Origin of the sequence: Bradyrhizobium vignae (assembly GCF_900324035.1) — a bacterium.
Classification (GTDB): Bacteria; Pseudomonadota; Alphaproteobacteria; order Rhizobiales; family Xanthobacteraceae; genus Bradyrhizobium; species Bradyrhizobium vignae.
Map to the genome: position 1 here is coordinate 6,931,830 of NZ_LS398110.1, position 24,305 is coordinate 6,956,134.

Annotated in this window: 16 protein-coding genes and 1 pseudogene; 9 read left to right on the forward strand and 8 right to left on the reverse strand. The window is 58.1% G+C overall.

Features of this window, described 5'->3' with window-relative positions:
- Positions 1-58 precede the first annotated feature (58 nt).
- On the reverse strand, positions 59-1,465 hold the full coding sequence (locus tag BRAD3257_RS33445) for an MATE family efflux transporter (protein ID WP_122405370.1): 1,407 nt from the start codon (positions 1,463-1,465) through the stop codon (positions 59-61).
- 871 nt (positions 1,466-2,336) lie between these two features.
- Between BRAD3257_RS33445 and BRAD3257_RS39510 the strand changes: the two genes are divergently transcribed.
- Positions 2,337-2,603, forward strand: coding sequence for a hypothetical protein (locus tag BRAD3257_RS39510; protein ID WP_145987085.1), 267 nt, complete (start codon positions 2,337-2,339; stop codon positions 2,601-2,603).
- Between the two features lie 273 nt (positions 2,604-2,876).
- On the opposite strand, the pseudogene BRAD3257_RS33455 reads toward BRAD3257_RS39510, so the two are convergent.
- Positions 2,877-3,916 (reverse strand): annotated as a pseudogene (locus BRAD3257_RS33455) (IS110 family RNA-guided transposase).
- Positions 3,917-4,232: 316 nt separating this feature from the next.
- Between BRAD3257_RS33455 and BRAD3257_RS33460 the strand changes: the two are divergent.
- The 4 genes from BRAD3257_RS33460 to BRAD3257_RS39940 all read left to right on the forward strand — a co-directional run bounded on the left by BRAD3257_RS33460 (position 4,233) and on the right by BRAD3257_RS39940 (position 9,782).
- Positions 4,233-4,658, forward strand: coding sequence for a GNAT family N-acetyltransferase (locus tag BRAD3257_RS33460; protein ID WP_122405372.1), 426 nt, complete (start codon positions 4,233-4,235; stop codon positions 4,656-4,658).
- 234 nt (positions 4,659-4,892) lie between these two features.
- Complete coding sequence (gene modC, locus BRAD3257_RS33465) at positions 4,893-6,086, forward strand: molybdenum ABC transporter ATP-binding protein (RefSeq protein ID WP_122405373.1); 1,194 nt, start codon at positions 4,893-4,895, stop codon at positions 6,084-6,086.
- A gap of 996 nt (positions 6,087-7,082) precedes the next feature.
- The gene (locus BRAD3257_RS33470; protein ID WP_122405374.1) at positions 7,083-8,357 is read left to right on the forward strand and encodes an acyl-CoA dehydrogenase family protein; all 1,275 of its coding nucleotides are present in this window, start codon (positions 7,083-7,085) and stop codon (positions 8,355-8,357) included.
- Between the two features lie 1,251 nt (positions 8,358-9,608).
- Positions 9,609-9,782 (forward strand): hypothetical protein, encoded by a 174-nt coding sequence (locus tag BRAD3257_RS39940; protein WP_160118913.1) that lies wholly within the window; start codon positions 9,609-9,611, stop codon positions 9,780-9,782.
- Between the two features lie 452 nt (positions 9,783-10,234).
- Here BRAD3257_RS39940 and BRAD3257_RS33480 read toward each other — a convergent pair whose 3' ends face one another.
- Together BRAD3257_RS33480 and BRAD3257_RS33485 are read right to left on the reverse strand one after the other, a co-directional pair.
- The gene (locus BRAD3257_RS33480; RefSeq protein WP_122405376.1) at positions 10,235-11,635 is read right to left on the reverse strand and encodes an aminotransferase; all 1,401 of its coding nucleotides are present in this window, start codon (positions 11,633-11,635) and stop codon (positions 10,235-10,237) included.
- Positions 11,636-11,645: 10 nt separating this feature from the next.
- Entirely contained in the window at positions 11,646-13,124 is a 1,479-nt protein-coding gene (locus BRAD3257_RS33485) for an NAD-dependent succinate-semialdehyde dehydrogenase (protein WP_122406890.1), read from the reverse strand.
- Positions 13,125-13,313: 189 nt separating this feature from the next.
- Here BRAD3257_RS33485 and BRAD3257_RS33490 point away from each other — a divergent pair, with 189 nt between their 5' ends.
- Positions 13,314-13,790 carry an Lrp/AsnC family transcriptional regulator gene (locus BRAD3257_RS33490; protein ID WP_122405377.1) on the forward strand — a complete coding sequence of 159 codons (477 nt, stop codon included), beginning with the start codon at positions 13,314-13,316 and terminating at the stop codon, positions 13,788-13,790.
- Between the two features lie 425 nt (positions 13,791-14,215).
- Here the strand turns inward: BRAD3257_RS33490 and BRAD3257_RS33495 are convergent, their stop codons facing one another.
- Positions 14,216-15,016, reverse strand: a complete 801-nt coding sequence (locus BRAD3257_RS33495; RefSeq protein ID WP_122405378.1) for a Crp/Fnr family transcriptional regulator — start codon at positions 15,014-15,016, stop codon at positions 14,216-14,218.
- 711 nt (positions 15,017-15,727) lie between these two features.
- Between BRAD3257_RS33495 and BRAD3257_RS33500 the strand changes: the two genes are divergently transcribed.
- From BRAD3257_RS33500 to BRAD3257_RS33510, 3 genes are all read left to right on the forward strand, one after another.
- Entirely contained in the window at positions 15,728-16,597 is an 870-nt protein-coding gene (locus BRAD3257_RS33500) for a MurR/RpiR family transcriptional regulator (protein WP_122405379.1), read from the forward strand.
- A complete protein-coding gene (locus BRAD3257_RS33505) occupies positions 16,587-17,897 on the forward strand; it encodes a type I glutamate--ammonia ligase (RefSeq protein ID WP_122405380.1) in 1,311 nt (436 codons plus the stop codon). Before BRAD3257_RS33500 ends, BRAD3257_RS33505 begins: the two co-directional genes overlap by 11 nt.
- 1,268 nt (positions 17,898-19,165) lie before the next feature.
- A complete protein-coding gene (locus tag BRAD3257_RS33510; RefSeq protein ID WP_122405381.1) occupies positions 19,166-20,170 on the forward strand; it encodes a phosphotriesterase family protein in 1,005 nt (334 codons plus the stop codon).
- Between the two features lie 1,387 nt (positions 20,171-21,557).
- Here BRAD3257_RS33510 and BRAD3257_RS33520 read toward each other — a convergent pair.
- From BRAD3257_RS33520 to BRAD3257_RS33530, 3 genes are all read right to left on the reverse strand, one after another.
- Complete coding sequence (locus BRAD3257_RS33520) at positions 21,558-21,746, reverse strand: hypothetical protein (RefSeq protein ID WP_122405383.1); 189 nt, start codon at positions 21,744-21,746, stop codon at positions 21,558-21,560.
- Entirely contained in the window at positions 21,740-22,399 is a 660-nt protein-coding gene (locus tag BRAD3257_RS33525; protein WP_122405384.1) for a cysteine hydrolase family protein, read from the reverse strand. Before BRAD3257_RS33525 ends, BRAD3257_RS33520 begins: the two co-directional genes overlap by 7 nt.
- A 272-nt stretch (positions 22,400-22,671) precedes the next feature.
- Complete coding sequence (locus BRAD3257_RS33530; RefSeq protein ID WP_122406891.1) at positions 22,672-23,382, reverse strand: hypothetical protein; 711 nt, start codon at positions 23,380-23,382, stop codon at positions 22,672-22,674.
- Between the last annotated feature and the right edge of the window lie 923 nt (positions 23,383-24,305).

The window sequence follows — 24,305 nt, forward strand, 5'->3', positions numbered from 1 at the left end:
CCCGGTCCCGGCGCTTGAATAACAGTGTCTCCGAACATGGCCTTGTTTCAGGATCTGATTATTGGCTCTGAAGGAGGGGTCTGTTTGCGAGAATTAGGAAACGCAACACGAGGAGTCCCGCGTAGATGGTGGTCCCGGTCGACAGGCCGATCCAGACACCAACGATGCCAAGTCCCATCTTCAAACCAAGCAGGTAGCTGAAAAAGCAATCAATCAGCCCGGCAATCCCAATGAAGAGGAGCGGCACCCGCGTGTCTTTCAATCCGCGCAGACTTCCCGTCGCAATGAACTGCGCGGCATCCGTGATGAAAAAGCTCGCACCGACCAAAAGTAGTTTTGCAGCCAGTCCGATTGTCGCCTCGGCATCGCCCTGCGATTTATCCAGGAACAATCCGGCAATCTCAAAACGCGCGCTGACCACGGCGAGCGTCAGTATCGCGGCGATCACGACACCGAGCAGAATCGGAGCCAGACCTGCGCACTTGACGCCGGAACGGTCTTGGCGGCCCACCGCATGGCCGACGCGCACGGACGCCGCCATGCTGATACCGAAAGGAATCATGGACAGGATCATGGTCACCTGAAAAGCGATCTGATGAGCAGCGAGTGCGCTGGTACTGATCAGGCCGGCCATGAGCGCCGCTGCCGAGAACACCCCGGTGCCCATCAACGATGCCATTGAGATCGGAGCTCCAATCACAAGCAGTTGCCGCATGATGGGCCAATCAAAATGATAAAAATGTGCAAGTAGGTTGTAGTCACGGAAGGGACGACGCATTGTCGCGAACCACAGAATGGCTAGGAACGTCATACAGTTCACCAAGGTGGTCGCGAGTCCGGCCCCGAACAACTCAAGACGCGGGAACCAGAGCTTTCCGTTTATCAGCAACCAAGCCAGTAGAGCATTGACGGGAATTGCCGCGAGCGTGATCCACAAGACCGGCTCCGGCCGGTTGACCGCGCCCATGAAACCACGGAGAGCCAGAAAACCCAGTGTCGGCGTGACGCCCCAGGCCAATCCGAACAGATATTGCTGGGCAAGCCGCGCCGTGTCGGGCGCCTGGCCAAAGGCCAGCAGTATTGGCTCTCCGCACGACGCAAACGCCATGATCGGTAACGACAGCATCATCGCCGCCCACAATCCCATGCGTACTGAGCGGCGTACCACGGCAAGATTATTTGCCCCAAACGCCTGCGCCGCCAATGGTACAATTGGCGCCAGCAGACCCGCCCCGAAGGTGAACGCAAGGACATAGATTCTGCTGGCTAGCGCTGCCGCGGCAACCCCCTCCGCACCGAGGTACCCGATGAACGCGAGATCCGTTGTCATCATGACGATCTGGGCGATCTGGGTCAGCCCCATCGGCCATGCCAGCTTTGCGGTTTCGCTGAGCTCGACACGAACGTGGTGGCTCATCCGTCGCGGCGATGCCGATACCGGCTTTTTTTCGGCTATCTTGTGCATGGAAATTATTGCTGCCCGGTCTGCCTCGAGCGATACCCTTTCCGGCCTTGAATTCGAAGGTTGCGACTTGCGACACATCCTCCGCGGTGTTGATCAGATGGTGCGTCACGCACGAGGTGCGCCAGAACCCGGACGAGATGTTGAGGCTTAGGTCAGGTGCATCGTCGCCAACTGACGAGATATCTGCCTGCCGCTGCCCGGCGCTCATGCCATCGCATTGGTGCATGTCAGGCGCGAGGAATGAGGGTGACCCGCACACCGGGCCAGTCGATCACCGGGATCGCGCCATGGATCGGGTACGAACCGCGACCCGGAAGTGGCCGATCACGACAACGGAATCGTGCGCCGCCACCAACCAGGACGAGAAAGTAATGCGCTGGTCGACTTACCAAGCGATACGACGAAAACTGACGGGCAATATTCAGATCAACCATCACTTGACTTTCTTGAGGCGGGATGCCGAGTAGCATCTGGATGGCATGTTCTTTTCAAAGGTCGTGCCAAATGCGAGAGCCTGAGTTGTCACGACTATTTGCGAGCGGACGTGTCGCGACCCTAACAAGGTCGCAAATCCGACCGTCCCGATATTGCATGATCACTCGACCGTAAGTTCGGGGAGTTCGTCGCCCGGATCGTAGATTCTGCAATTGCCGATCCAGCCGTTCGTGGCGAGCCGATGGCACGGCGGCGGTCGAAAGATCAAGTACCGAAGAGGTGTAATCTAGCGCGATCGCACCAGGCTGCCGCAGTGCGAGCCGATTCGAAACCGAGGTCGAGGGGTGACGGTGTGGAGCTTTCGCCATCGCCGCTAGGCAGCCTGAAACGCGATACTCGACTGCCTCAGAGCTGCTATCTGTATGTGGCCGAAGACATGAAAGCTGATGTCGCGCTCGCCACCGACCGTATCAGTATGCCTGTTTGCTTCTCTTTTCGCCAGGTCGCATCGCCTTATCCCTTAGCATCAGGCTTTGTTTGGGCCGAGCGCCGGGCTCTCGCCAAAATGGTCCAGTGTACCGCTACTCTGCCAATGGAAAAAGTTGTCAGCCTTGCTGTATTGGGCTTTGCTTGCTCTCTCCGCCATGACTACAGCAATCCTTTTCGCTCGGCTGCTTGGGCTCCACGTGCAATAGCTGATTGACAGGGCTACATCTTCTTCCGCGGCCCTGAACCCTGGCTGTTCTCTAATTCCGGGCGTGAGGTCAAGCTCTCCTTGAACATCGTTGCCGGGTCCACGGTTCTCTCCGCGGTAGGGGCGGTGCCCTCCGCATGATGGCGTAAGATGACGTTAGCGGATCAATGTGTGAAGCGCGCTTTGCCCTTTCGAGCACCGCAAAGCCAGGGGCGATCTCACCAACGCCAGCGTCCCGGCAGGGACGTTCGCTCCCGCTGTTCGGCGGGAACTCGTTATCCTTTATGCAGGCTGATCAGCAGCATCCTTTGATGACCATTTAAATTCGGTACCATCGATCCACATCCGATGCAGAATGACAGCAAGTTTTCGGGCAACCGCAACCTAGGCTTTGCGTAGCCCGCCTCGTTTCGCAAGCCGAATGCCCCACGCTTTGAGTGCGGACCATTTTGCTACGCTTGTGAGCAGCACATTGGACGCCTCGTAGAGGTAACTTCGCAGCATCTTATCGCCGCATTTCGAGATTCGTCCCGTCCAGTCAATCTCGCCGGATGCATATCGGCGGGTCGTTAGCCCTGCGTAGGCACCGACGCTTCGTGATCTCTTGAAGCGAGCGGGGTCATCGATCGTCGCAAGGAACCAAAGGGCCGTGACCGGGCCGATGCCAGGAGCCGTCATAAACCGTCGCACCTCAGCATTATTGCGAGCCAGCCGCAGCACCTTGCGGTCAAGGTCCACAATCTATTGCTCGACGGCCTCGCGTGCCTTCAGCAATGGATCTACCGCGGCAAAAAGCTCTGACCGATCCTCGGCCAACTGCGCGGCGCGCACAGCAAACATATTCATCTTTGCTCGTCCGATGACGAGCCCAAAATTCTTGAGGAGCACCCTGATTTGATTTTCGATATCCCGCTTGATCTTTACGAGCAGAGCTCGACTGACAAGAAGGGCTTTAGTCGCATGATTGTCGAGATCTTTGACGCAACCTCCTTGTACCAACCACATTGCATGATACGCGCTATGCCAGCCGCGTCATTTCGGTCGCTCTTGTTGATCTGCATCTTTAGAAGTGCCTTCGCATGCCTGGCGTCAATGCAGATAACGGGTAAGCCGATCTTATTCAGCTCGGTCCACAACCATGTCGACGTTGCGCCGGTCTCGAGTCCAATCCGAACGACGTGTGTCGCGTGCAATTTGATGAACGCCGCGATCGCCTCCGGGTCAGATGCAACCACTCCTTCGCGCTCGACCTTTCCTGTCTGATCGACGATGCAGATCGAAGTCAGTTTCAGCGACACGTCTAATCCGACATGGTGCTCCATTGCCTCTCTCCGCCCGCTTTGGAGGAACGACCCCTTTCAATGTGCACAGGTCCCTAGCAGCGAACACTTAGTCGAGAACTGACATTTCGAGCAGAGCTGTCCATCCTTCTTCATTTCCGGGCTGCCAAATCTGAAACGCGATCGCGACTGGCCGACTATTGATCTTGGTAGTTTCAGAGCTTGGCTAGGTATGTAGTCTGCCCAATCTTACTGACCAACTTTGATGATGCGCCTTCCGACGACCAAGCGTATGAGCGTGATTTTCATGCGGGATAGCCACGCTTTTTAGAAAGGCGGTGACAATGGGCGAGGTGCAATGCCGAACATTGTGGTGACAGACGTAGTTCCTTCTTCCATCGTAAAGGCAATCGAGGGACGCCTTGACGATCCCGATGTTGTTATCACCAGCACCGGCGACAATCGTCCCCTTGTTGTGGCGTTGGAAGACCCTAAAACTCAACACGTCGTCGGAGGTGCGATCGGACTTTCGTCAGTCGGGTTGCTATTCCTGGATGCATTCTTTTTGCCCGAGCCATTCCGCGGAAAGGGACTAGGAACTATGGTCTTAAACGCATTTGAAGACGAAGGCCGGCGGCGTGGCTGCCGATGGGCTTTCCTCTACACCATCAGTCTTTCAGGTTTCTACGCTCGAAATGGATGGAAGGCCCTCGGGCGAACACCTTCCGACGGGCCCGGAACATCCCGGACGTTCATGACCAAGAGCTTGGAAGCATGTTCATAGGCCCTCATCCATGTTCTTCACCAACTGCAAACCTACTTGACCCGGAGTACAAGCGTACTCGGAGCGTGGGGCCCCCAGTGGAGCTCGGCTTACTCGCCAGTGAAAAACTGTCGATCTGCAATGCGCCCCTTATTGCGTCTCACTCGGCAGGGGTGTCGCGCGCTGGAGTGCCGGCGGCCTGGTGATGTCCGCATTTGGCTTGTCCTCCACGTACCTGATCGACTGATAGAGCACATGAGAATAGCACAGCCTGGCTTGATTGAAGTCGTCTTCAGAGGTTCGCTCGCGGGCACTCCGCTCGATGTCGAATTCAGCGTGCCGGCCGCTGGAATAACGGCCATTTCAGGTTGCGGCAACACAACGGTCGCGCGCTGCATTGGCGGTCTCGAGCGTCTGCCAACGGGATTCTGTGCCTTGGATGGGGAGGTTTGGCAGGACGAAGACACATTCCGCCCGCCGCATCTGCGTCCCATAGGCTATATTTTTCAACGGCCGATCCTTTTTTCCGATCTGTCTGTCAGGCGGAACTTACTTTACGGCGCATCAAAATTCGAACCGACTCTGATAGAGGTTGATGCGGTACTCGAACTGCTCGATCTGGCGCCGCTGCTTGACCGTTCTCCCTCACTTATTTCCGACGCCGAACGGCAGCGTATCGTCATTGGCAACGCGTTATTATCCCAGCCTCGACTGCTTGTGATGGAGGAGCCGCTTGCCGGGCTCGATCGCTCTGGCAGGCGCGAGCTTCTGCCATTTCTAGAGCGATTGCATGAGAGACTCACGCTGCCAATAATCTATGTCAGCAATGACATGTCTGATATAGAACGCCTGGCCGATCATCTAGTCATGATGAAACACGGCATGGTTACAGCAGCCGCGCCGTTGCATGTCCTGCAGAGCGACCTTGCGTTGCCGCTTGCCACACGCCAAGAAGCCGCCGTCAGTCTTGATGCCGTCGTCAGCGGCTATGACGAGAGCTATGGATTGCTCGTCCTCGTCTTTAAAGGTGCACGCCTGTTGATCCCAGGCAAGCCACTTGCACCGGGCACGCAGCAACGGCTTCGCATCGCAGCCTGCGACGTTAGCATCTCGCGTGAGGATCCACGCGGGAGCTCGATACTCAATGTGTTTCCGGCCCGCATCAAGGCCTCGGTGCCGCTCGGCGGCGCAGAGGTCACGTTACTCCTTGCACTCAAAACCAGTGGCGCCGGCGCGCAATTTTTATCGCGTGTTACGCGCCGCTCCTTTGACGTGCTGGAGCTCAAGAATGGGATGGACGTGTTTGCCCAAGTCACGGGCATCTCGCTGGTCCCGCCTTCTGAAGAGCTACTGCGAGGGCTGTCGACTTACTCGAGAGAGGAAGATCCTGCACCCAAAAGGAAGGGATGGTTGAGTCCATTAACATTTGAAGGCGGCATCGCCTTCTAGGTGCGCGAGTGAAATACGCCACCTTTCGCGCGCAGGCGGCTCCGGGCGAGGCTGATCCCAATATCCGGATAATTGTACGCCTTGCTGGATATCGCTTTCGATAGAAGCGACCGCTTGCTTGCCAGCGCTGGCCAGCGGCATGGATATTGTAACGCCTCCACGACGGGCACACTTTGAAGCTATTGAGCTCGTTGGTGGGAGTTATTGTCAAGGCTTTATCCCTGGTCAGGCGCGGCTGCAAAGAGCAGCGTAGCGGCAACGACGTTAGCCGCGAAAACAGGCGTCGCGGCCCTCCGCGTCAGTATGTATTGCGCGCGACGCATGATCTCAGGCAGAATTCCAGTACTTCGATGAGAACTAAGATCCTGCCTACCAGGGCCGGCAGTATCGCTGAGGAATTCACGCGCGGTAATCTCCACGAGCAGAACAGGAGAGGCCCGTTTATCGCTATGGTGCAGCGAAACGCTCAAGCCCGACTCACTTCGATCGGCGGGGCTATCACTTGCGGTTCCTCCGAGCCTCCGAGCAGATTTAGAATTCCCACAGTGAGTGGATACTGGCCCGTCTCATACCCTTGGTCCGCCAGATGTGATCGAGAGGATCCCGCCATAGTTGATGGGCTCGCTGCGCCCTATCCGGATGAACTGGTGTGTAATCAATCGCCGCTGCCGCAGGCGGATATCAGCGGAACCCCATCAATGGCACGCGTTCGATGGCGGCTTTCCAATAGGCGCCTGACCGCGCGCATTGGGAGTCCTGTGCTCGTGCAACACCCACTGCCGGCTGCAGCACGAAACGCACGTTCAAGGTGGGGCAAATTACGAGGCCGGGTACCCACGCTCTCTGGTGGCTTTAGGGTTTTCTCCCAACGAACGCAATGCGTCAACTCGGCGTTGTAGGGACAGAACAGTGCAGACCGCAATGTCAAGGGATTAGCCTTCAGCTGTCGTTTCGGCGGCTACCGTGAATATTGATAGCGCCTTGAGGAGCCGAATCATGAACATCGCAGCACCGGTCCGTTGCACCAACTACAGCCTCAACCCAGGCGACGAGCTGAACGACCTTCGCATGTCCGAGGGGGTGCGGCCATTGTACGAGCGGGTGCGCAAGTTCATCCGGGAAACCGTGGAACCGATTTCAGCCGAGCTCGAGAAGCTTCCCGAGGAGACAGCCGACCGCTGGACCTTCACACGGACCCAGCTCGAAATGATCGAACAAGCGAAATCGAGGGCCAGGGCGGAGGGCTTGTGGAACTTCTTTCTGCCCGATGCACACACTGGCGAGGGAATGAAGAATCTGGACTTTGCCTACATCGCCGCCGAGCTTGGCAAGGACCTGCTTGCACCTGAGACCGTTAACTGCGCGGCGCCCGATACCGGCAACATGGAGGTGCTGGAGCGTGTCGGCACGCCGGAGCAGAAGGATAAATGGCTGAAGCCGCTGCTCAACGGTGAAATTCGGTCGGCTTATGCCATGACCGAGCCAGACGTGGCCTCATCGGACGCGAGGAACATCTCGACAAGCGCAAGGCTTGTCGGTGATGAGTGGGTGATCAACGGCGAGAAATACTTCATCTCCGGCGCAGGCGATCCGCGCTGCAAGATCATGATCGTGATGGCGAGGACCAACCAGGATGCACCGCCCAGCAGGCAGCATTCGCAGATTCTGGTGCCCAAGGACACGCCCGGCGTCGAGATCCTCGGACCCATGCACGTTTTCGGGCAGGACCACGCGCCGCGCGGCCACATGCACCTGCGCTTCAACAATGTCCGGGTACCGAAGGAAAATATTCTGCTTGAGGAGGGCCGCGGCTTCGAGATCTCGCAGATCCGCCTCGGTCCGGGCCGCATCCACCACTGCATGCGCGTCATCGGCAAGGCTGAGAAAGCACTCGACATGATGGTGCGCCGCGGGCTCACCCGCGAGGCCTTCGGCAGGAAGATTGCCCGTCTCGGCGGCAATCTGCAAATCATCGCGCAGGCCCGCTGCGAAATCGAGGCCATGCGGCTCATGGTCCTGAAGGCTGCGAGGGCCATGGATGTGCTCGGCAACAGGGAGGCGCGTGTCTGGGTCAGTATGATCAAGGCCATGGTACCGGAGCGTGCCTCCCGAATTATCGATCAGGCGATACAGATGCACGGCGCAACCGGCATTTCAAACTGGACTCCGCTCGCCGAAATGTACACGGATGTCCGCCAGTTGCGCATGACCGACGGTCCCGACGAGGTCCACTGGATGGTTGTGGGACGGCACGAACTGAGCATGGAGTAAAGGACGACGCGCGGCCGAATCTGATCTGCCGTGCACGATTCTTTCGGGATGCTGTCTTGGCGGGCGCAAGAAAGCCGCCTCGCTCAACGTCGTCCGGCAACAGACCTCCCCGTTGTGGGGCGAAGGGTGACTCAGGTCAGCGCCTTTGGGCTTCAGTGGTATGAGCGCGCGTTCGCGCGTCGGGAGGAAAGATGCAAGAGCCCAAATCGACAAGAAAGCTCGCGAAGACGAGCGGATGCGGCTTTAGCTCTCTTGGAAAGGCATCCTGGACAGCTGAACGTCCGCATCCTGCACCTCGCGGAATTGGGTTTCCGCCACGCGCTCCTGCGTAATCAGATGCTTCACTCTGATGCAGCCTGCTTTATCGATCATTTGCCCGCGGCCGGTCCTTGCAGGTCGTATTCGCAAGCATCCCGTTGCCCTTTTGCGCAGGAAACGCTCTGCCGCCAATAAGCAGCGCATGAGGGAAACAGAGGCGTGCCGGTTGTTCGCTTCGATGCAGGGTGGGGCAGTGCTCGCCCTCAAGATATCTTTCTCAGATTCGTCGCGCCACACTCCGTTGTGGCCGCACTAAGCTGTTGCGCCTTCGTCTTCGAGCACGAAGGTAAATACTGCGAGCGCGGCCCGCGCTGGTGAATGTCGTGACGGGATCGGGATGTTGAAGCCATGGTCGGTCCTTTCCCAAGGGCCGCAGGGGCTGTGCGGCCGCAAAGTTAATCTGCCGGAGCGGAAGTGAGCGGTTTGTCGAAGACTGGGCGGAGCGCACCGGCGAAGCCGGCGCTCCACGAGCTAAAAAAGAAAAGCTTGGGAGGAAGCGAGCGTCCTAGGATAAGCCACGGCGCTCCGACAGATTAACTTTGAAATTGCTCATCTTCGCTGCGCCCAAAGAGGCCATGCCAGATGTAGATCCCCACAATCGAGCAACTGAGGTATCTTACTGGATTTGATCGCGCTGACAGGCGGGGGTATCTTAAGGCAAGGCAAGCAACAGGAGACGCTCGATGGAGCACAACGAATGTCCCTTTAGATGGGGGAGACCGGGTTAGCCATAAGCTTTTTGGATTTGACACCGTATACGGCGAGCCAACTGCCGTTGTTGGGCCTGAGGCCACCCTCCGCAGAACGGTGCCCAGGGGCTGGAGGGATGATAAGGGCCAGGCGCCGGCTCGTGTAGCCAGTGACCATCTCACCAAAATATCCTCGCCCGATGCCAAGGGTACTCAGTACTGGCACCAGGAATGGCAAAAACGCGTGAAGGTGCTCGCGGAACTGCGGCGCAAGACCGACGCGGCTATCAGCACGAGCTTTCGCTCAACGCCACCGATAACGTCCGACGATCTGACCGACCTGTTCGCCCAGGAGCAAACGGCATTGAAGGACCTGATGGAATTCTTGCGCCAAGCTGCTGCCGGCGAGCAACAATAACTCGATCACGAAGATCTGGCCCTCGCAGCTGCCAAACTCCGCGCGTAAGCCGGAACATTCGCATTTTTTTTTGCGATCAGACCGTCAGCCTGAGCTCGACAGTGGCTGGTCGAGTGTGGACTTTGCCGGCGGCATGATCCGCACGGTCGTGGTTTCAGAATAGCGGCTGTTCTGAATGGCGTGATCAATGGCGCAATGCGGACAGGTGCTGGGCAAAGCTGGCAGAGGCAAGCTCATTATCCCTATGCACGCCCTGTCTTCGACGCGTTTTCCCATCAGAGATGAAAGGCGCGGTCTGACCAGCGGGTTGCCTGTTGCTCTCGAGAAGCACCGGCATCATCTTAAAGCACGCCGAGATTGGGCTGCGCGCCCGCCGCGCAACCAACCTTCAGCGCGAGCCAATTGAAGGCGAAACGCCTCGCGAGAGCTCGCAGCGATCAGTCAAACAGCTTTCAGCCAATGGCTGCTTCCCTTGAGAGCTCATCGAGCACCTGCCGTGTCGCCCCGTACGCCAGTTCGACAATCTCGTCTATTTCGGTTTCGGAGACAACGAGAGGCGGAGCAAAACCAAGAATGTCGCCATGCGGCATCGCGCGAGCAATGAGCCCGCGATCACGTGCCGCTTTTGAAATGCGGGAACCGATCTTGAGCTGCGGATCAAATCGCCGTTTCGTATGGCGATCTGCAACGAACTCGATCGCGCCGAGCAAGCCGACGCCTCGCACTTCCCCGACATTCTCGAGCTGCGCGAACCGCTCCCTAAGTCTGTTCTGGAAATGCGCGCCGACGATTCTGGCACGATCGCTTAGTTGCTCCCTTTCGACGATATCAAGCACCGCGTTGGCGGCCGCGGCGGCAATCGGGTGCCCTGAATAGGTATATCCGTGCGAGAATGCCCCCACTGTGTCCGCGGCTTCCTCCATGACGGCGTAGACCTTTTCACCAACGATCGCTGCCGAGAGCGGCACGTAGCCGGAGGTCAGGCCTTTGGCGATGGTCACGAGGTCAGGCTCGATTTCGTAAAGCGTGCTGCCGAAATCCGCCCCGGTTCGCCCGAACCCACAAATCACCTCATCGGCGATCAGCAACACGTCGTAACGACGAAGCACGGCCTGGATTTCACGCCAGTAGGTCGCCGGCGGCGGGGTGATACCGCCCGTCCCCAGCACCGGCTCGCCGATGAAGGCACCAACCGTTTCGGGCCCCTCCCGCAGGATCAGCTGCTCGAGCTCGGCAGCACGCCGGCGAGAGAAGGCCTCCTCGCTCTCGCCTTGCTCGGCGCCCCAATAATGGTGGGGTGCACCGGTATGCAGGATGCCTGGAAAGGGAAGGTCCATATGATCATGGTAGAACGACATTCCGGTCATCGAGCCCGAAACCACTGAGCAGCCATGGTAGCCGCGGTCGCGAGAGATGATTTTTTTCTTCTTCGGCTTGCCACGCAGGTTGTTGTAGTACCAGACGAGCTTAGCCTGGGTTTCATTGGCATCCGATCCTGACAAGCCGAAGAACACCTTGGCTGGCCTGCCCGGCGCCATTCGCACGAGACGATCAGCCAGCTTCGCCAGCTCCTCAGTCGTGTGGGCGGCATATGTGTGGTAGTAGGCCAGCTTATGAGCCTGCCGCGCGATAGCGTCAGCCACTTCGGTCCGACCGTAGCCAATGTTTACGCAGTACAGGCCGGCAAAGGCATCGATGTAGCTGTGTCCAGCGGCATCTTCGATGCGGATGCCTCGACCGCCCGTGACGACCGTCGGATCGCCGATCTTGCCTGTGGCGAATTCCTTGAGCTGGGTGAATGGATGCAGGACACTTGAGCGATCCTGTTCGGCGATGGTTTTCATGTCGATCATTCCAGTTCTCCTAAGCTACCAGATCACCGAAGCAGACGTATTTGAGTTCCATGTATTCCGCCAAGCCGTGCCGCGAGCCCTCGCGGCCGAGGCCGGATTGCTTCCACCCGCCAAACGGAATCGGCGGGCCTGTGAAGGAGGCCGTATTGATACCGAGCATGCCGCACTCGATCTGCTCGGAAAGGCGAAGCGCCCGACGCAGATCGTTCGTGTAGATGTACCCGGCCAGCCCCATTTCGTTGGCATTTGCCCGGGCGACGACCTCTTCTTCAGATTCGAACGGAAGTACGGCAGCTACTGGTCCAAACGTCTCCTCACGCGCAATGAGCATGTCTTCAGTGACATCGCCCAGCAGCGTCGGCGGAACGAAGTTCGGACCCAGACTGGCGCCTCGATGAGTGCAAAGAATGCGGGCGCCCTTTTTCACGGCATCATCGATCTGAGCCCTGCACTTGTTAGCGACCGATAGCCTGGTCATTGGTCCAATGTCTGTTGCAGCTACGAGACCATGACCGACTTTCAGTTGAGCCATCGCCGCAGCAAAAGCATCAACGAAGGCGGGATAGATGGCTTTTTGAACATAGATGCGGTTGGCGGCGAGGCAGTCCTGGCCTGACGTAGCGAACTTCGCGGCCATCGCCCCGTTGACGGCCTTCTCGAGGTCAACGTCATCAAAGATGAGGAAAGGGGCATGTCCGCCCAGCTCCAGCGAGACCTTCTTGATCGTGTCGGCGGCCCCCTCGAGAAGCAGGCGGCCGACCTCGGTAGAACCGGTGAATGAAAGGGCGCGTATCCTCGTATCGCGCAACAGCGGCGTCGACAGTTCGACCGGATGACCAACCACCACCTGAAACACGCCGCGCGGGATGCGGGCCTCTTCAGCCAGCCTGGCCACGGCAAGTGCAGTAAGCGGCGTCTCCGGCGCGGGCTTCACAATGGCTGGGCAACCGGCCGCAAGGGCGGCCCCGGCCTTTCGAGTAATCATTGCGAGAGGAAAATTCCACGGAGTAATCGCCGCCGCCACGCCGATTGGCTGCATTCGCACCTGAAGCAGGCTTCCTGCCTTGTGGCTCGGAATTGTCTCACCGTATGCACGCTCGCCCTCCGCGGCGAACCAGTCGAGAAATCCAGCACCGTATGCAATTTCCTGGCGAGCCTCCCGGAGTGGCTTGCCCTGCTCGCTCGTCACCAGGACGGCGAGCTCTTCCGTATGGTCGAGCATCAATGACGCCCAGGACCTGAGGAGCGCCCCACGCTCTGCTGGCAACAACCTTCGCCACGCAGCAAACGATCGATCAGCTGCCGCGATCGCAAGACTCATATCCGAAGCTGAGCAACGAGCCACATCCGCGATCTCTTCCCCGGTCGCCGGATCGACCACCACGTCCCTCTGGTCGCTCGAAACCCAGCGGCCATCGATCAGCGCGTCTCCTGCCAGAAAATCGCGACGGCGCAGGTCCTGCAGGTAGCTGGCGGCAAGACCGGGCAAATTAGGGCTTTTGTGCCGGCTGGTTTCAAGAGCCATTCGAAGGTCCGAAGCGTACAGTTTGTTGAAGTTTCCTGTGCATTCAGGATACTGGCGCCGCAGGAGACATTTGCGTCGCATTGCCTGACGCTAAGATGATTTCCTGCATCGCGCAGGCATTTTGCGACGAAACTCACCAAGGCTGGAGACGACATGCAGTACGATCGGATAGACGCTCGAATCCTCGAGATCGTGCAGAAGAACAATCGTTTGACATCCGAGGTGATCGGCGAAATGGCAGGCCTTTCCGCGACCGCGTGTCAGCGACGACTGAAGAGGCTCCGTTCGGAAGGTATCATCGAGGCCGATGTCTCCATCGTTTCGGCGAAGGCAGCGGGAAGGCCCATTCAGATGCTCGTGCTGGTCAACCTGGAGCGGGAGCGTTCGGATATCATCGACAGGTTCAAGAAGGCGATCAGGTCGTCTGTTGACGTCGTCAATGGCTTCTACGTCACGGGCGAGGCCGACTTTGTCCTGTATGTCACCGCCCCTACCATGGAAGAGTATGAGCAGTTCACCCGGCGGTTCTTCTATGAGAACCCGGACATCAAGGGCTTCAAGACGATGGTCATCATGGACCGCGTCAAGGTAGGCTTTGCTGTTCCAATTGCGGCTCCGCCCGAGGATTGATGTGGCTGCCCCCTCTCGCGGATCGGTGCATCGAGTGCTCTTCATCCGGTGCGTGCCGATTCCTGGATGAGCCGCAGATCATTTGGACGCGACAAGCTTGGCTCGACGTTTCGGTGTGCCCCGCTGGAGCTCGGTGAGAAACTGGGCTGCGCCTCCAGCCTAACGAGATAAAACGCGTGTACACGTGAGAAGTGCTCAGCTGGTCGTCATGCAGCGTTGCGTACGGATTAGCGCCGTCGAAAATGATGCTGCCCGACCATCCGGAAGTGGTCGGATGTCCGGAGCTGCCAGGGAAGGCATATACTGTCACACACCAATCGGCTGCGCGCAGGTGACGCCGCCGCGAGGCAGTTCCGTCCAGGGTCGAAAGGCTGGAGCAGAACGTCTGCAGTGACTTTTGCAGTCGGCTGCCCCCTCCCCTGAGATCAGGACGCGGACGAAGAATAAGCCTCCGAAACAAGCTTGTAACAGCCACATGCCCTCTGTTCGAGATCGCTGCGTTCATCGAGGTGCAGGATGCCGCGCATCTTGCGAATGAATCCCTGTTCTTCGAACCGGATCAGGGTTTCGGTTACGGTGGTGCGGCGCAATCCTAGGACAGACGAAAGGTACTCATGGGTAACTGGAAGTACTTGAGCGCCAGCAGCGTCACTCGCCAGACATAACCAGGTCGCAAGCCGCTCTTCGCAACGGTGCCGAACGGCGCATAATCCTGTCTGGGCGCAATGCAGGGCCAGGGCCTGAGCGTACCGAAAAAGGCTTCCCCGGATTTCAGGACGCTCGTTCATCACTCGACGCAAGTCCTCGACACGAATTCTGTGCCCGTTTCCAGGAAGGAGAACAACAGCTTCAAGTGTCGAAAGATGTCCTCCCGTGAAGAACGAGGCACCGACCGCCCCTTGATATCCGATCACTGCAGTTTCAAGGATGCTTCCCGCTGCGACAATTCTCAGCGAGACGAGCCCTGACTCGACGAAGTAAACATACTCGGGAGGCTTTTTCCGCTCCTGCAAAACCATGCGCTCGTTCAGGACGACCGGCTCGAGGAACTTCGTCATTGGCGCGAGATCCTGAAGGGAGACTCTCGCCAGCACCGCATTTCTGACACAGGGGTACGTCCCGGGACCAGGCCGCTGAAGCAACCGGTGAGTGCTGCGCCCCGGCTTGAGAGCTGCATCTGCGGAGCGATCACGCACGTCCAGGCCGGCGGGCACGCGATCAGCCATGGTACGTCCCTCTCCTGGCATCTCGATCCTTGCGAGCTAAGCTCGCCAAGTGTGGCAATGTCTGAATCTTGATAAATGCAAAGAGCCTCCCGTCGACACTCAAATCCCGCTTTGTGGGCGTCCTTTTCGATGGATTTCGACAAGCCGGCCATTTGTTTGCTGTATCCGGCTTGAAGCAGGCGCCGCCAACTTGCCTGGGCGCAATCAAAAGCGGCTATTTGCGATCCGCTTGTCGTGCACGTCACGCTCGCCTGTGATGGTCTTGCCATTGAAGACAAGCTGTCTCGGGAGCATGTTCGCCAGTTACTCTGCCTGGCTGGTCCTGCTCAGGACTAGGCAAACGCCGTCAGCTGCCTTCTGAGCAAACTCAGGCAGTGATCCTGTCGTTTGTGCCGTAGGCCACTCCGCTGATGAAGTGACTGCGCCGCAGCACGGAAGTTGAATGGCGACTTGGACGCACGATGCGCGAAACAACAATATCTGTTGGTCTTCATGAGAGATTGTGCCGCCGGCGAAACGTCGAGCGCGCATGTGCAAGGACTCGGACACACCCGCGGCAACAACACCGTAGCCGGGGGGGTGTCTCGCCATAAAGGCAAAAATTATCGATCAAAGTCAAATTATTTTTTTCGTTTGACTATTTATTTTCATGGTCGATAGTGTCCGAATATGGGGCATCCCATTCTCCGCCAATCAGCTTCTGCAGCCATCATGACCGTGCGTGAAACAATAAGGCGTGAAAGCGCCAATCTGACCGCCAGCGAGCGCAAGATTTCCAATGCCGTGCTTGCGGACTATCCATTCGGCGCCCTCCAGACCATCCAGGAGCTGGCCGAGCGTACGGGGGTCAGTGCGCCGTCGATCACGCGCTTCGTCACCAAGATTGGCTTTGCCGGCTATCAGGAGTTTCAGCGCCAGTTGATAGGAGAATTGCGCGAAAGCCGACGCTCGCCGCTGGAGCTCAAGGCTACTGAAAAGCCAGGCAGCCGTCGTGCCTTTCTGGCCGACTACGCCCGGCGGGCTTCCGACCGGCTACATGAGATGAGCGCCAGCGTTCCGCAGGAGCAGTTCGACCGGATTCTTGGGCTCATTGCCGATCCCAGCCGGGCAGTTTTCGTGCTTGGCGGGCGCGTCAGTGACAGCATCGCCCGCTTCCTGTCGGTGCACCTCAAGCAGATTCGACCGAAGGTCTATCATCTTCCACCCAATCCCGAGCACTGGCCCGACCAGCTGCTGGCGATCCGCAGGCAGGATGTCCTCGTCCTGTTCGACTTTCGCCGCTATCAGCCCGACCTGCAGACGCTTGCCGACATCGTCGCAAGGGAATGCCGGCCGTCGATCGTGCTGATCACTGACAAGTGGATGTCGCCAATCGCTCGCCATAGCGACCATGTCGTTGCCCTGCCGATCGAAATTGAAACAGCATGGGACACGCTCGTCTGCGCACTCACCCTGGTCGAGGCCTTGATCGTCAAGGTATCGGAATCGAATTGGTCAACGACGAAAAAACGGCTGGAGGCCTGGGACAGACTTCGTCTGGTGCCGCCGGGTCAGCCTTCGGAGCAAAAAGATGATCGCTGAGGAAATGCTGATCGCATGCTGCACGGATCTTGCCGGCAAGGTTCGTGGCAAGGCGTTTCCCGCTTCGCAGCTCGACAAGCGGGCAAAGCGGGGCATTGGCTGGACGCCGACCAACGCCCAGATCACCTGTTTCGACACCATTGCGGAAAGCCCGTTTGGCTCGCTTGGTGATCTCGTCCTCATTCCCGATGAAGCTGCAAGGGTGCGCGTACAACTGAGCGACGATTTGCCGGCGGAGCATTTCGCGCTCGGTGATATCCGTCACACTGATGGGCGGCCGTGGGAATTCTGCACCCGTTCGATCCTGAGGGGGGCTCTCGATCGCCTCGATCGGGTGACAGGCCTGACGCTATTCGGGGCTTTCGAACACGAATTCCAGTTCCGGAACGATGCAGGTCGCATTGGAGAGGCCTACAGCGTTAACGGCTTCCGCATCGAGCGACGCCTGGCCGAGGCACTTGTGGCAGCGATGCGCGCCGCAGGGCTGGAGCCGGACACTTTCATGAAAGAATTTGGCGCGGGGCAGTATGAAGTCACCATGGGACCGTCGCGGGGGATCGCCATAGCGGATCAGTCTGCGATCCTGCGCGAGCTCGTTCGCCTGGTTGCCAACGCATTCGGGAAGGACGTCACATTCACCCCGATCAGGGACCCGGCGGGCGTGGGCAACGGCGTTCACATCCATCTCAGCTTCCTCAATGACGACAGGCCGGCAACGTGGGATCCAAACGGCAAACATGAGCTTTCCAGGACCGCAGGCCAGTTTGTTGCCGGCATTCTCAAGTACCTTCCCGCGATCGTCGCGATCACAGCGCCGAGCGTCGTATCCTATCTGCGGCTCACACCACATCGTTGGAGCGCGGCCTTCAATAACCTCGGCTTCCGCGACCGTGAGGCTTCAGTACGCATCTGCCCCGTTTCTGATCTGAGTGATGTTTCCAACGCAGCTCAATTCAATTTTGAATTTCGCGCGGCCGACGCCACCGCGAGCCCGCACCTGCAACTCGCCGCCATCGTACACGCCGGTGTCCAGGGCATTGAAGACGAACTGCCGACACCCGACGCAACCACCGAGGACCTCTCGCTTCTTGATCCATCGGCTTTGGCGAGACGTGGATACTGCCGCTTGCCCACATCTTTATCCGAAGCGCTTGATCGCTTGCTGACGAATCCCACGGTCACCGCGTGGTTTCCGGTCGGGTTCGCTGAGACATACGCAAAGCACAAGAAGGGAGAGATGGCGTTCGTGGAGGGAAAAACTCAACGGGAGATCTGCAGCTTGTACGAGCAAGTCTACTGACGCACTAAAAGCTGCATCATCGGTCCGGTCGACAATTCCCGCATCAGCCATTTTGTCACGGCAATGATAACTGGCAACGCTGTATGAGCGCTGGACAGGGGAGTCCGCCTGAAAGTTGCAGCCAGTGTTGGGCTCGCTGTCGACGCGTTCGCTGTCACGATTGAGCCCATCAAGAGATGACCGGGAGGACGCCAGGCCGAAGCACCACATGGTCTCCCGCCCGGGCAGCCCGTGCACGTCTGGTACTGCTCTGCCAGTACACGGTGCATGACGGCCGAGAACTCTTCAGGAAGTTTCTGCACCTTGCTATCGCGCTCCATCGTTCATTTGATTCGCAGGCCATCGGAAGGGCTGGTAGGGCCGTCTTTCCAGTCCGAGCAAACATCTTCTGATCAAAGCCCTGGGCGGGCATGATCACAAGTCGCGCCGCCGCAGCCGAAAGTGAGGAGCCGTGCCAAAGGCGAGCAGGACTGCCGCGACGATGCGGTAGCCGACCGACCGCATTCTCGATACTGCGAGCTATCTCGAGTTCGCGCGGCACACCAGGTGCCTTCTGTTCGGAAACAGACCTGCGACCGTCAGTAATCTGACAATCTGTTGCAAACGCAACAATTACCTGGATGTCTCGCAGCAGTTTTCGTCGACATACCTGGCCCAACTCATGCACGTGGGTAACTCAGGTCAATCTGTCATCGGGAGCGCCGCGGCTCTTGAGCCTTCTCGCTGAAACCGGATCTACATTCGGGCGCCTTGTCGATGCGGCCCCTCTCGGCATCTGCGCTCGTGATGCGAGCCGAGTCTGCCAGATGCCGTGGAAGGAACACTGCCTCTTCGCTTCGCAATGGCGATCGCCGGGTTCATGTCGTGTTGCTTCACGAGGGATGGCGCCACGTGCAGACCAAAACAGGCGCGCTTCTGCAGTGAGTTCTGTCCGCAATTGCAGCAAAAGGATACGCAGGGATGGCGTTAGGGCTCGCGACGCGCCCCAACGAGACCTGGGCGATGGACGTCGTCCTTGATCAGCTGGGCGAGGCGGCGTTTTTGAGCAAGACCGCCGGCTCAATTGCCGGTCGACCATGGGGGCTGCTCTTCATTTTGGTATCTGCGCCAACCCTCCATTTTTCCCGGCATCCGAATGTCGACGGCAGAGAGACTTGGGCCGCATGGGCCAACGGGCAGAACAGCAGCCCAAAACGATCGAGTGCCTGCTTTCCGGGAAGCAAACCGATATGCGCGCGGAAAAAAGCACGTAAGGAGAAGTGTTTCCCATGATGATTGAGACGGTTACAGGGGCGATCCCGGTCGAGAGCCTCGGACGCACCCTGATGCATGAGCACCTGTTCATCGCCTTTCCAGGCGCCTGGTTCGATCCGCTCGCCAGATTCAGCCGTGCGGACTTGATTGCGGAGGCCGTCCGGCGGCTGGTCCAACTGCGTACTGACCATAACGTACGTACCTTCGTCGATCCTTGTCCAATCGAGCTCGGCCGCGACGTCACCCTGATGAAAGAGGTTTCTGAAAAAGCCGGCATGCAGATCATTTGCACTACCGGATTCTACTACGAGGAAAGGGGGCTGCCGTTCTACTGGCGCGCCCGTACCGTAGATGAGATCGCGGAGCTCTATATCCGCGAGATCACTCATGGGATCGGCGAAACTGGCGTGAAGGCGGGCGCCCTCAAAGTCTCGACGAGCGCGCCGGCTGTCACCGATCAGGAGAAGAAATTCCTCGCCGCCGCCTGTATCGCACAGAGAGCAACGGGAGTGCCGATCATTACTCACACCACGGATGGGTGTGCCGGGCCCGAGCAGCAGGAGCTGTTCGCGATCGGCGGCGTTGCCGCCCATCGATGCCTCATCGGTCATTGCTGCGGCAACGCCGATCACCTTTACCATCGACGGATCGTCGAGGGTGGTTCTTACATCGGGTTCGATCAAATCGGGGCAGACCACGTCCAGCCTGACGAGGTTCGTGCCGGCAATGTGGCGAAGCTCGTGCGCGATGGTTTTCGGTCGCAGGTGATGATGAGCATGGATCGGCTCTGCGGTCACCTCGGCAAGCCTTCGGCGCGCCGGCTGACTTCCGAGGAGATCGCCAGAATCGAAGACTTGAAGTCACGAAGGCTTTGGCAAGAACACACCTACATGTTCACCGAGTTCATCCCGATGCTACGTGCCCGCGGCGTCCTCGAAACGGATATCGTCTCAATCCTGGAGGACAATCCTCGACGTTTCTTTGCCGGTACGGTTCTGCCGGAAAATGCACTATACTAGAGCGCGCACCACATTGCATCAGGTGAGGACGCACCGCTCTCGCCGGCGCTTTTGGCTTGATCATTGCAGCGCAGCTGCACGAACGCATGCAGCTGAATCTTTCTGCTATGGTCAACTGGTGGTCGATGTCCACGCCGGCAAATGGCTCGACGAAGTCACCGCGTGTGGCAGGTCCCGGTTTGCAGGCCAATTTCGCCTCGTGTTTGACAGGACGGCCAGGCTTCCCTCGAACAGCAGATCAGCGACATCTCTCAGAAAGGGGACCGCTTATCCACTGAGCGAACACTGCAGATCGCATCCGTCCCCCTCGATATAGAGCGTTCCAGGCCGTGCAGTCATGCCGGCTTCTGCACGGCGCATCGGAAAACGATACTCACCTCATGACCCTCCTGAGGACGCCCATGGATCCGAAAGTCAAACCTATTGACGTGGACTTCATTCCTGCTCAAAGCCGCGCTGACTACCATCGGCGGTCATTACTCCGGCTATGGCACAGGGCAATCCGACATCCTGGCACGCGCCATCAATTCCCGGCCGGGTCCGCGCAACCGACGTTGGCCAACATCGATCTGTCCTGGGCAGCGGTGGGCGTGAGCAACCTTTACGATCACCTCGAGCATCTGCATTCGTCCGTTCCGCCGGAAGCGGCCCGATCATGCCCCGGCTCTGACGTTGTCCTTTTCACAGAAGGGGCGGCGAGGAGACGGAGGTCCCTCATCGGAACGCATGAAGAGATGCTGTACAATGCATGCTTCGATGCCAAGGCGTACCATCTTTCAGGCATCACCAGTGAGGACAGGGTGCTCGTGTTATCGCGAAGCACGACCTCTCACGCGGATTATTGCAACCTGTACGCCTTGTCACGAACGGAGTGCACGATCATACCCGTCGAGGATTGCAAGAGAGGACGAGAGAATGCTGAAATCATGCGGGCGGTGCAGGCAACCGCGATCCTTGGATCTGTGAGCGCTCTCCTTCCATTGCTATCGTATATGGAACTTGGCGGTCTGACCTACGCCGGGATCGGGCACATTGTTCGAGGCCGAGAGCCCTTGTCCCGCCAGCTTCGATCGAGACTCGTGCAGCGATTCGGGGAAGATCTGTCCTTCCACTCGGTATTTGGGACGCCGGATCATGGTGCGCTGGGCTTCCAATGCTCCTCGTGCGGCCCTGGCGAGTACCACCTTCATGAAGGCCTTGTCTACGCGGAGCTCAGTTCGCGAAATGACGGGAGAGCGACAGAGCTCGTTATTTCAAACCTGCACCGCTCCCGCATGCCCGTCGTCCGGCTCCGGACCGGCGATTACGCTGAATGGGCTGATCCGGAGGGACGCTGTCCGTGCGGGCTGACCTCCAGAAAAATACGTATTCTGGAAAGAATCACTGATCACGCGCCATAACGTGCGCCGTGCGCAGCTGATTGCGCAAACAGACGAACTTCTTGATGGTAGCGTCGATCCTGGTCGAGCGCTGCCGCAGCAGTCGTCATCATCGAGAGCATCGCAGTTGAAAGCGCTGCCTGGAAAACCTTGTTCCTGATCGTGAGCGCCTGTTGCCGGGCGCCGCAGGTCAGCAAGCCGCACCGACTTCCTCAATCAGCGCGTTCGTGTAGACCTGACGGCAATACCCCTCGGTCACCCGCAAACTGTTGTCATGCCGCTCCTGGCTGTAGGTGGCGCAGGCATCTGGCACGAGCGTCACGAGATAACCAAGATCGCAAGCGTCACGCACGGCAGACTCGACGCACTCGTCCGTAACGACGCCCGCCAAAACCAGCTGTTTGACGCCCAGATTGCGCAGCAGGTAATCGATGTTGGTGGATACGAAGACGCTCGAAGACGATTTCGGCAACACGATTTCGTCATCGCCAGGCGCAATCTCGTCAATGACCTTGGCATCCCATGAACCTCTTGGGACGTTGAATCCGACGATTTTGTAGTTCAGGCCACGATCACGACCATCCTTTGTGAGATTCTCGATCGTTGTATAAAGGACTTCCATGCCTGCCACACGGAACGCCGTCTGCAAGCGCTGCATGTTGGGAATGGCAACGCTCTTCAAGCGATCAAAATAATAGCCGTACTTGCCTGCAATCTCGGCGCCCGGCATATCCTTGAACTCGCCGCCATCACGTCGAATGCAAAAGTTTTGTACGTCAATGAACAACAACGCCGATTCCGTCGGCTTGAGTGGCACCTCGCGTGTTGTCGGGCGTTCAGCCGTTGACATCCTTTTTTCTCGCACGTCGACCAGCCGGGTTCGCGATCAAGACCGCATCTGCGCTGTTCTCCCAGATCACCGAGCAAGAACTTAGCCATTTAGAACAGCAGGTGCGGCAACTTGCATGCTCAGCAGCGTTGGTAAGACTAAGGAAGGCTACGAGTTCTCTCATCTGAGACCTGCAATGCGAATGGTCCTGCCCCTTTCTTTTGGTTGGGCGCGAGGACTGGTCAGATTTGACTTCACAAAGCGTTTTACGGATGCCGATGCGCCGACGAAGATCACGACGCCAGCAAGAGCCCGGACTTCTCCTGGCGAACAACACGGCTCCTTAACTCATCGCCGGTCAGCCAGATCAGCCAATCATCGTCGATGATTTCCTCCTCTACCAGCCGCAATATCGACCCGCCTCTCTCCTGGTGCAGATATCCGTATTGTGAAATGACGCCCTTATCGATTATCCAACGCGCGACCAGTCCACATATGAAGTCAGGAGCCCACATGGCAAAGGACACTCCGAATGCTATTGCTGCCATGATCCTGGACACCCCCTTTCCTCTATAGTCCTGTCGAACCCAGCCGTCGCCGTGATAGGCCACTTTGCCGGACATCGTCCTCGCACTCGGTGCAACACAACTGCACACGTCCCGACGATGGGCATGTTTGGCCGGGTCTGCGTAGAACGCTTTTAGGGATTCGAGATGCTCTGCAAAGTTGCTGCGCGAAAGATCATAAAGTCGAACAGCCTGCAAAACCGCTACTTGGTTGTTCTTGTCAACGCCTGCCATCCAGAAGCCCTCGCCTGATCTGATTGGCGAGCGGTCCGGTCGGAAATTGGGATATGTGGGCCCCTTCGTTGGAGTCGCCTGCGTAATCGAGATATACTCGTGAAAGTCGGCTCCCAACGAAAGCTTGAGGCCTTTTTGGGCGGCAGCGGCGTCATAGCTGCGAATGAAGTGCGAGACGTCCAGCAGGTCCGCTACGTTCATCATTCTGCACTTCTCCATTGTAGTGCACCGAGCGCCTTAGGCTGCTACAACATTTGACGGGGATCGAGACACTATCAATTCTGGTAGGAAAACGGGGCGAACTTCGATGAAGTGGCATTGGCCGGTCAGCGACGCCATCGCCCGATATGACAATCAGACCGCGAAATACCATCGAGATATCATCGATTTCGTGAAGATCGGCCGCTCGCTCTGCCACAATCTGATCCATTGCTCTGCGAGTTTATCGATCATCGTGTGCGAAAAGCCTGTTCGACAGCGACTATCTTCTGCGGATGTCTAACCTTCTTCACCCGAGTGTCCGCGTCAGACACTTCACAGCATCCGTCGACATTCTGGTTCGACATTTACAAAAACGCTCGAGCGAAACTCGGGGGCGAGGTTGCGTTCATCGCGCGTGACTAGACTAGGCTCCACCGCGATGTGAGCGGCTGAAGCAGACCAGTAATCGGCCTGGCCGGCCAAAACTTAGGACGAATGGGAAAGATCGGGCGTCCCTCTCGGGCCGCGAATTCGGCTTCCTGTCGAGATTCGAATGTGCCCTGGCGGCCCGCACTGCTGTGACTGCGCAATCCGGGCAAAAAGGAGGGATCGACCGGGTCATTCGAACCGAACCGGCAGGTCAATTCTGCTCGTGCTCAGGGGTGGACGCACTCGGTAATGCGCGGCGACGGTCACCAAATGCCCGAACCGGGCGATGGGAACGGTCCGCGGGCAGCGCGAAGCAGTTCCGAACAACCAGTTGAGAACCCACCACGGTGACGGGAACCGGCCGAGCCTTCAGGGAGGCTGTTAACCTCTTGAAAATTAAGCGAAAAAGCCCATATTGAAAGAAACCTACCTTACAGGGCCATCAAAAAATTCCCTTGGAAGAACTAGGATGACCCTGTAGGGTTATGTGTGTGGGA

Coding starts and splice junctions, on each gene's coding strand:
- BRAD3257_RS33500 (WP_122405379.1), top strand. CDS start 15,728: ATGACCGTGCGTGAAACAATAAGGCGTGAAAGCGCCAATCTGACCGCC.
- BRAD3257_RS33470 (WP_122405374.1), top strand. CDS start 7,083: ATGAACATCGCAGCACCGGTCCGTTGCACCAACTACAGCCTCAACCCA.
- BRAD3257_RS33510 (WP_122405381.1), top strand. CDS start 19,166: ATGATGATTGAGACGGTTACAGGGGCGATCCCGGTCGAGAGCCTCGGA.
- BRAD3257_RS33460 (WP_122405372.1), top strand. CDS start 4,233: ATGCCGAACATTGTGGTGACAGACGTAGTTCCTTCTTCCATCGTAAAG.
- modC (WP_122405373.1), top strand. CDS start 4,893: ATGAGAATAGCACAGCCTGGCTTGATTGAAGTCGTCTTCAGAGGTTCG.
- BRAD3257_RS39510 (WP_145987085.1), top strand. CDS start 2,337: ATGAAAGCTGATGTCGCGCTCGCCACCGACCGTATCAGTATGCCTGTT.
- BRAD3257_RS33490 (WP_122405377.1), top strand. CDS start 13,314: ATGCAGTACGATCGGATAGACGCTCGAATCCTCGAGATCGTGCAGAAG.
- BRAD3257_RS33480 (WP_122405376.1), bottom strand. CDS start 11,635: ATGATCGACATGAAAACCATCGCCGAACAGGATCGCTCAAGTGTCCTG.
- BRAD3257_RS33530 (WP_122406891.1), bottom strand. CDS start 23,382: ATGATGAACGTAGCGGACCTGCTGGACGTCTCGCACTTCATTCGCAGC.
- BRAD3257_RS33445 (WP_122405370.1), bottom strand. CDS start 1,465: ATGCACAAGATAGCCGAAAAAAAGCCGGTATCGGCATCGCCGCGACGG.
- BRAD3257_RS33525 (WP_122405384.1), bottom strand. CDS start 22,399: ATGTCAACGGCTGAACGCCCGACAACACGCGAGGTGCCACTCAAGCCG.
- BRAD3257_RS33495 (WP_122405378.1), bottom strand. CDS start 15,016: ATGGCTGATCGCGTGCCCGCCGGCCTGGACGTGCGTGATCGCTCCGCA.
- BRAD3257_RS33505 (WP_122405380.1), top strand. CDS start 16,587: ATGATCGCTGAGGAAATGCTGATCGCATGCTGCACGGATCTTGCCGGC.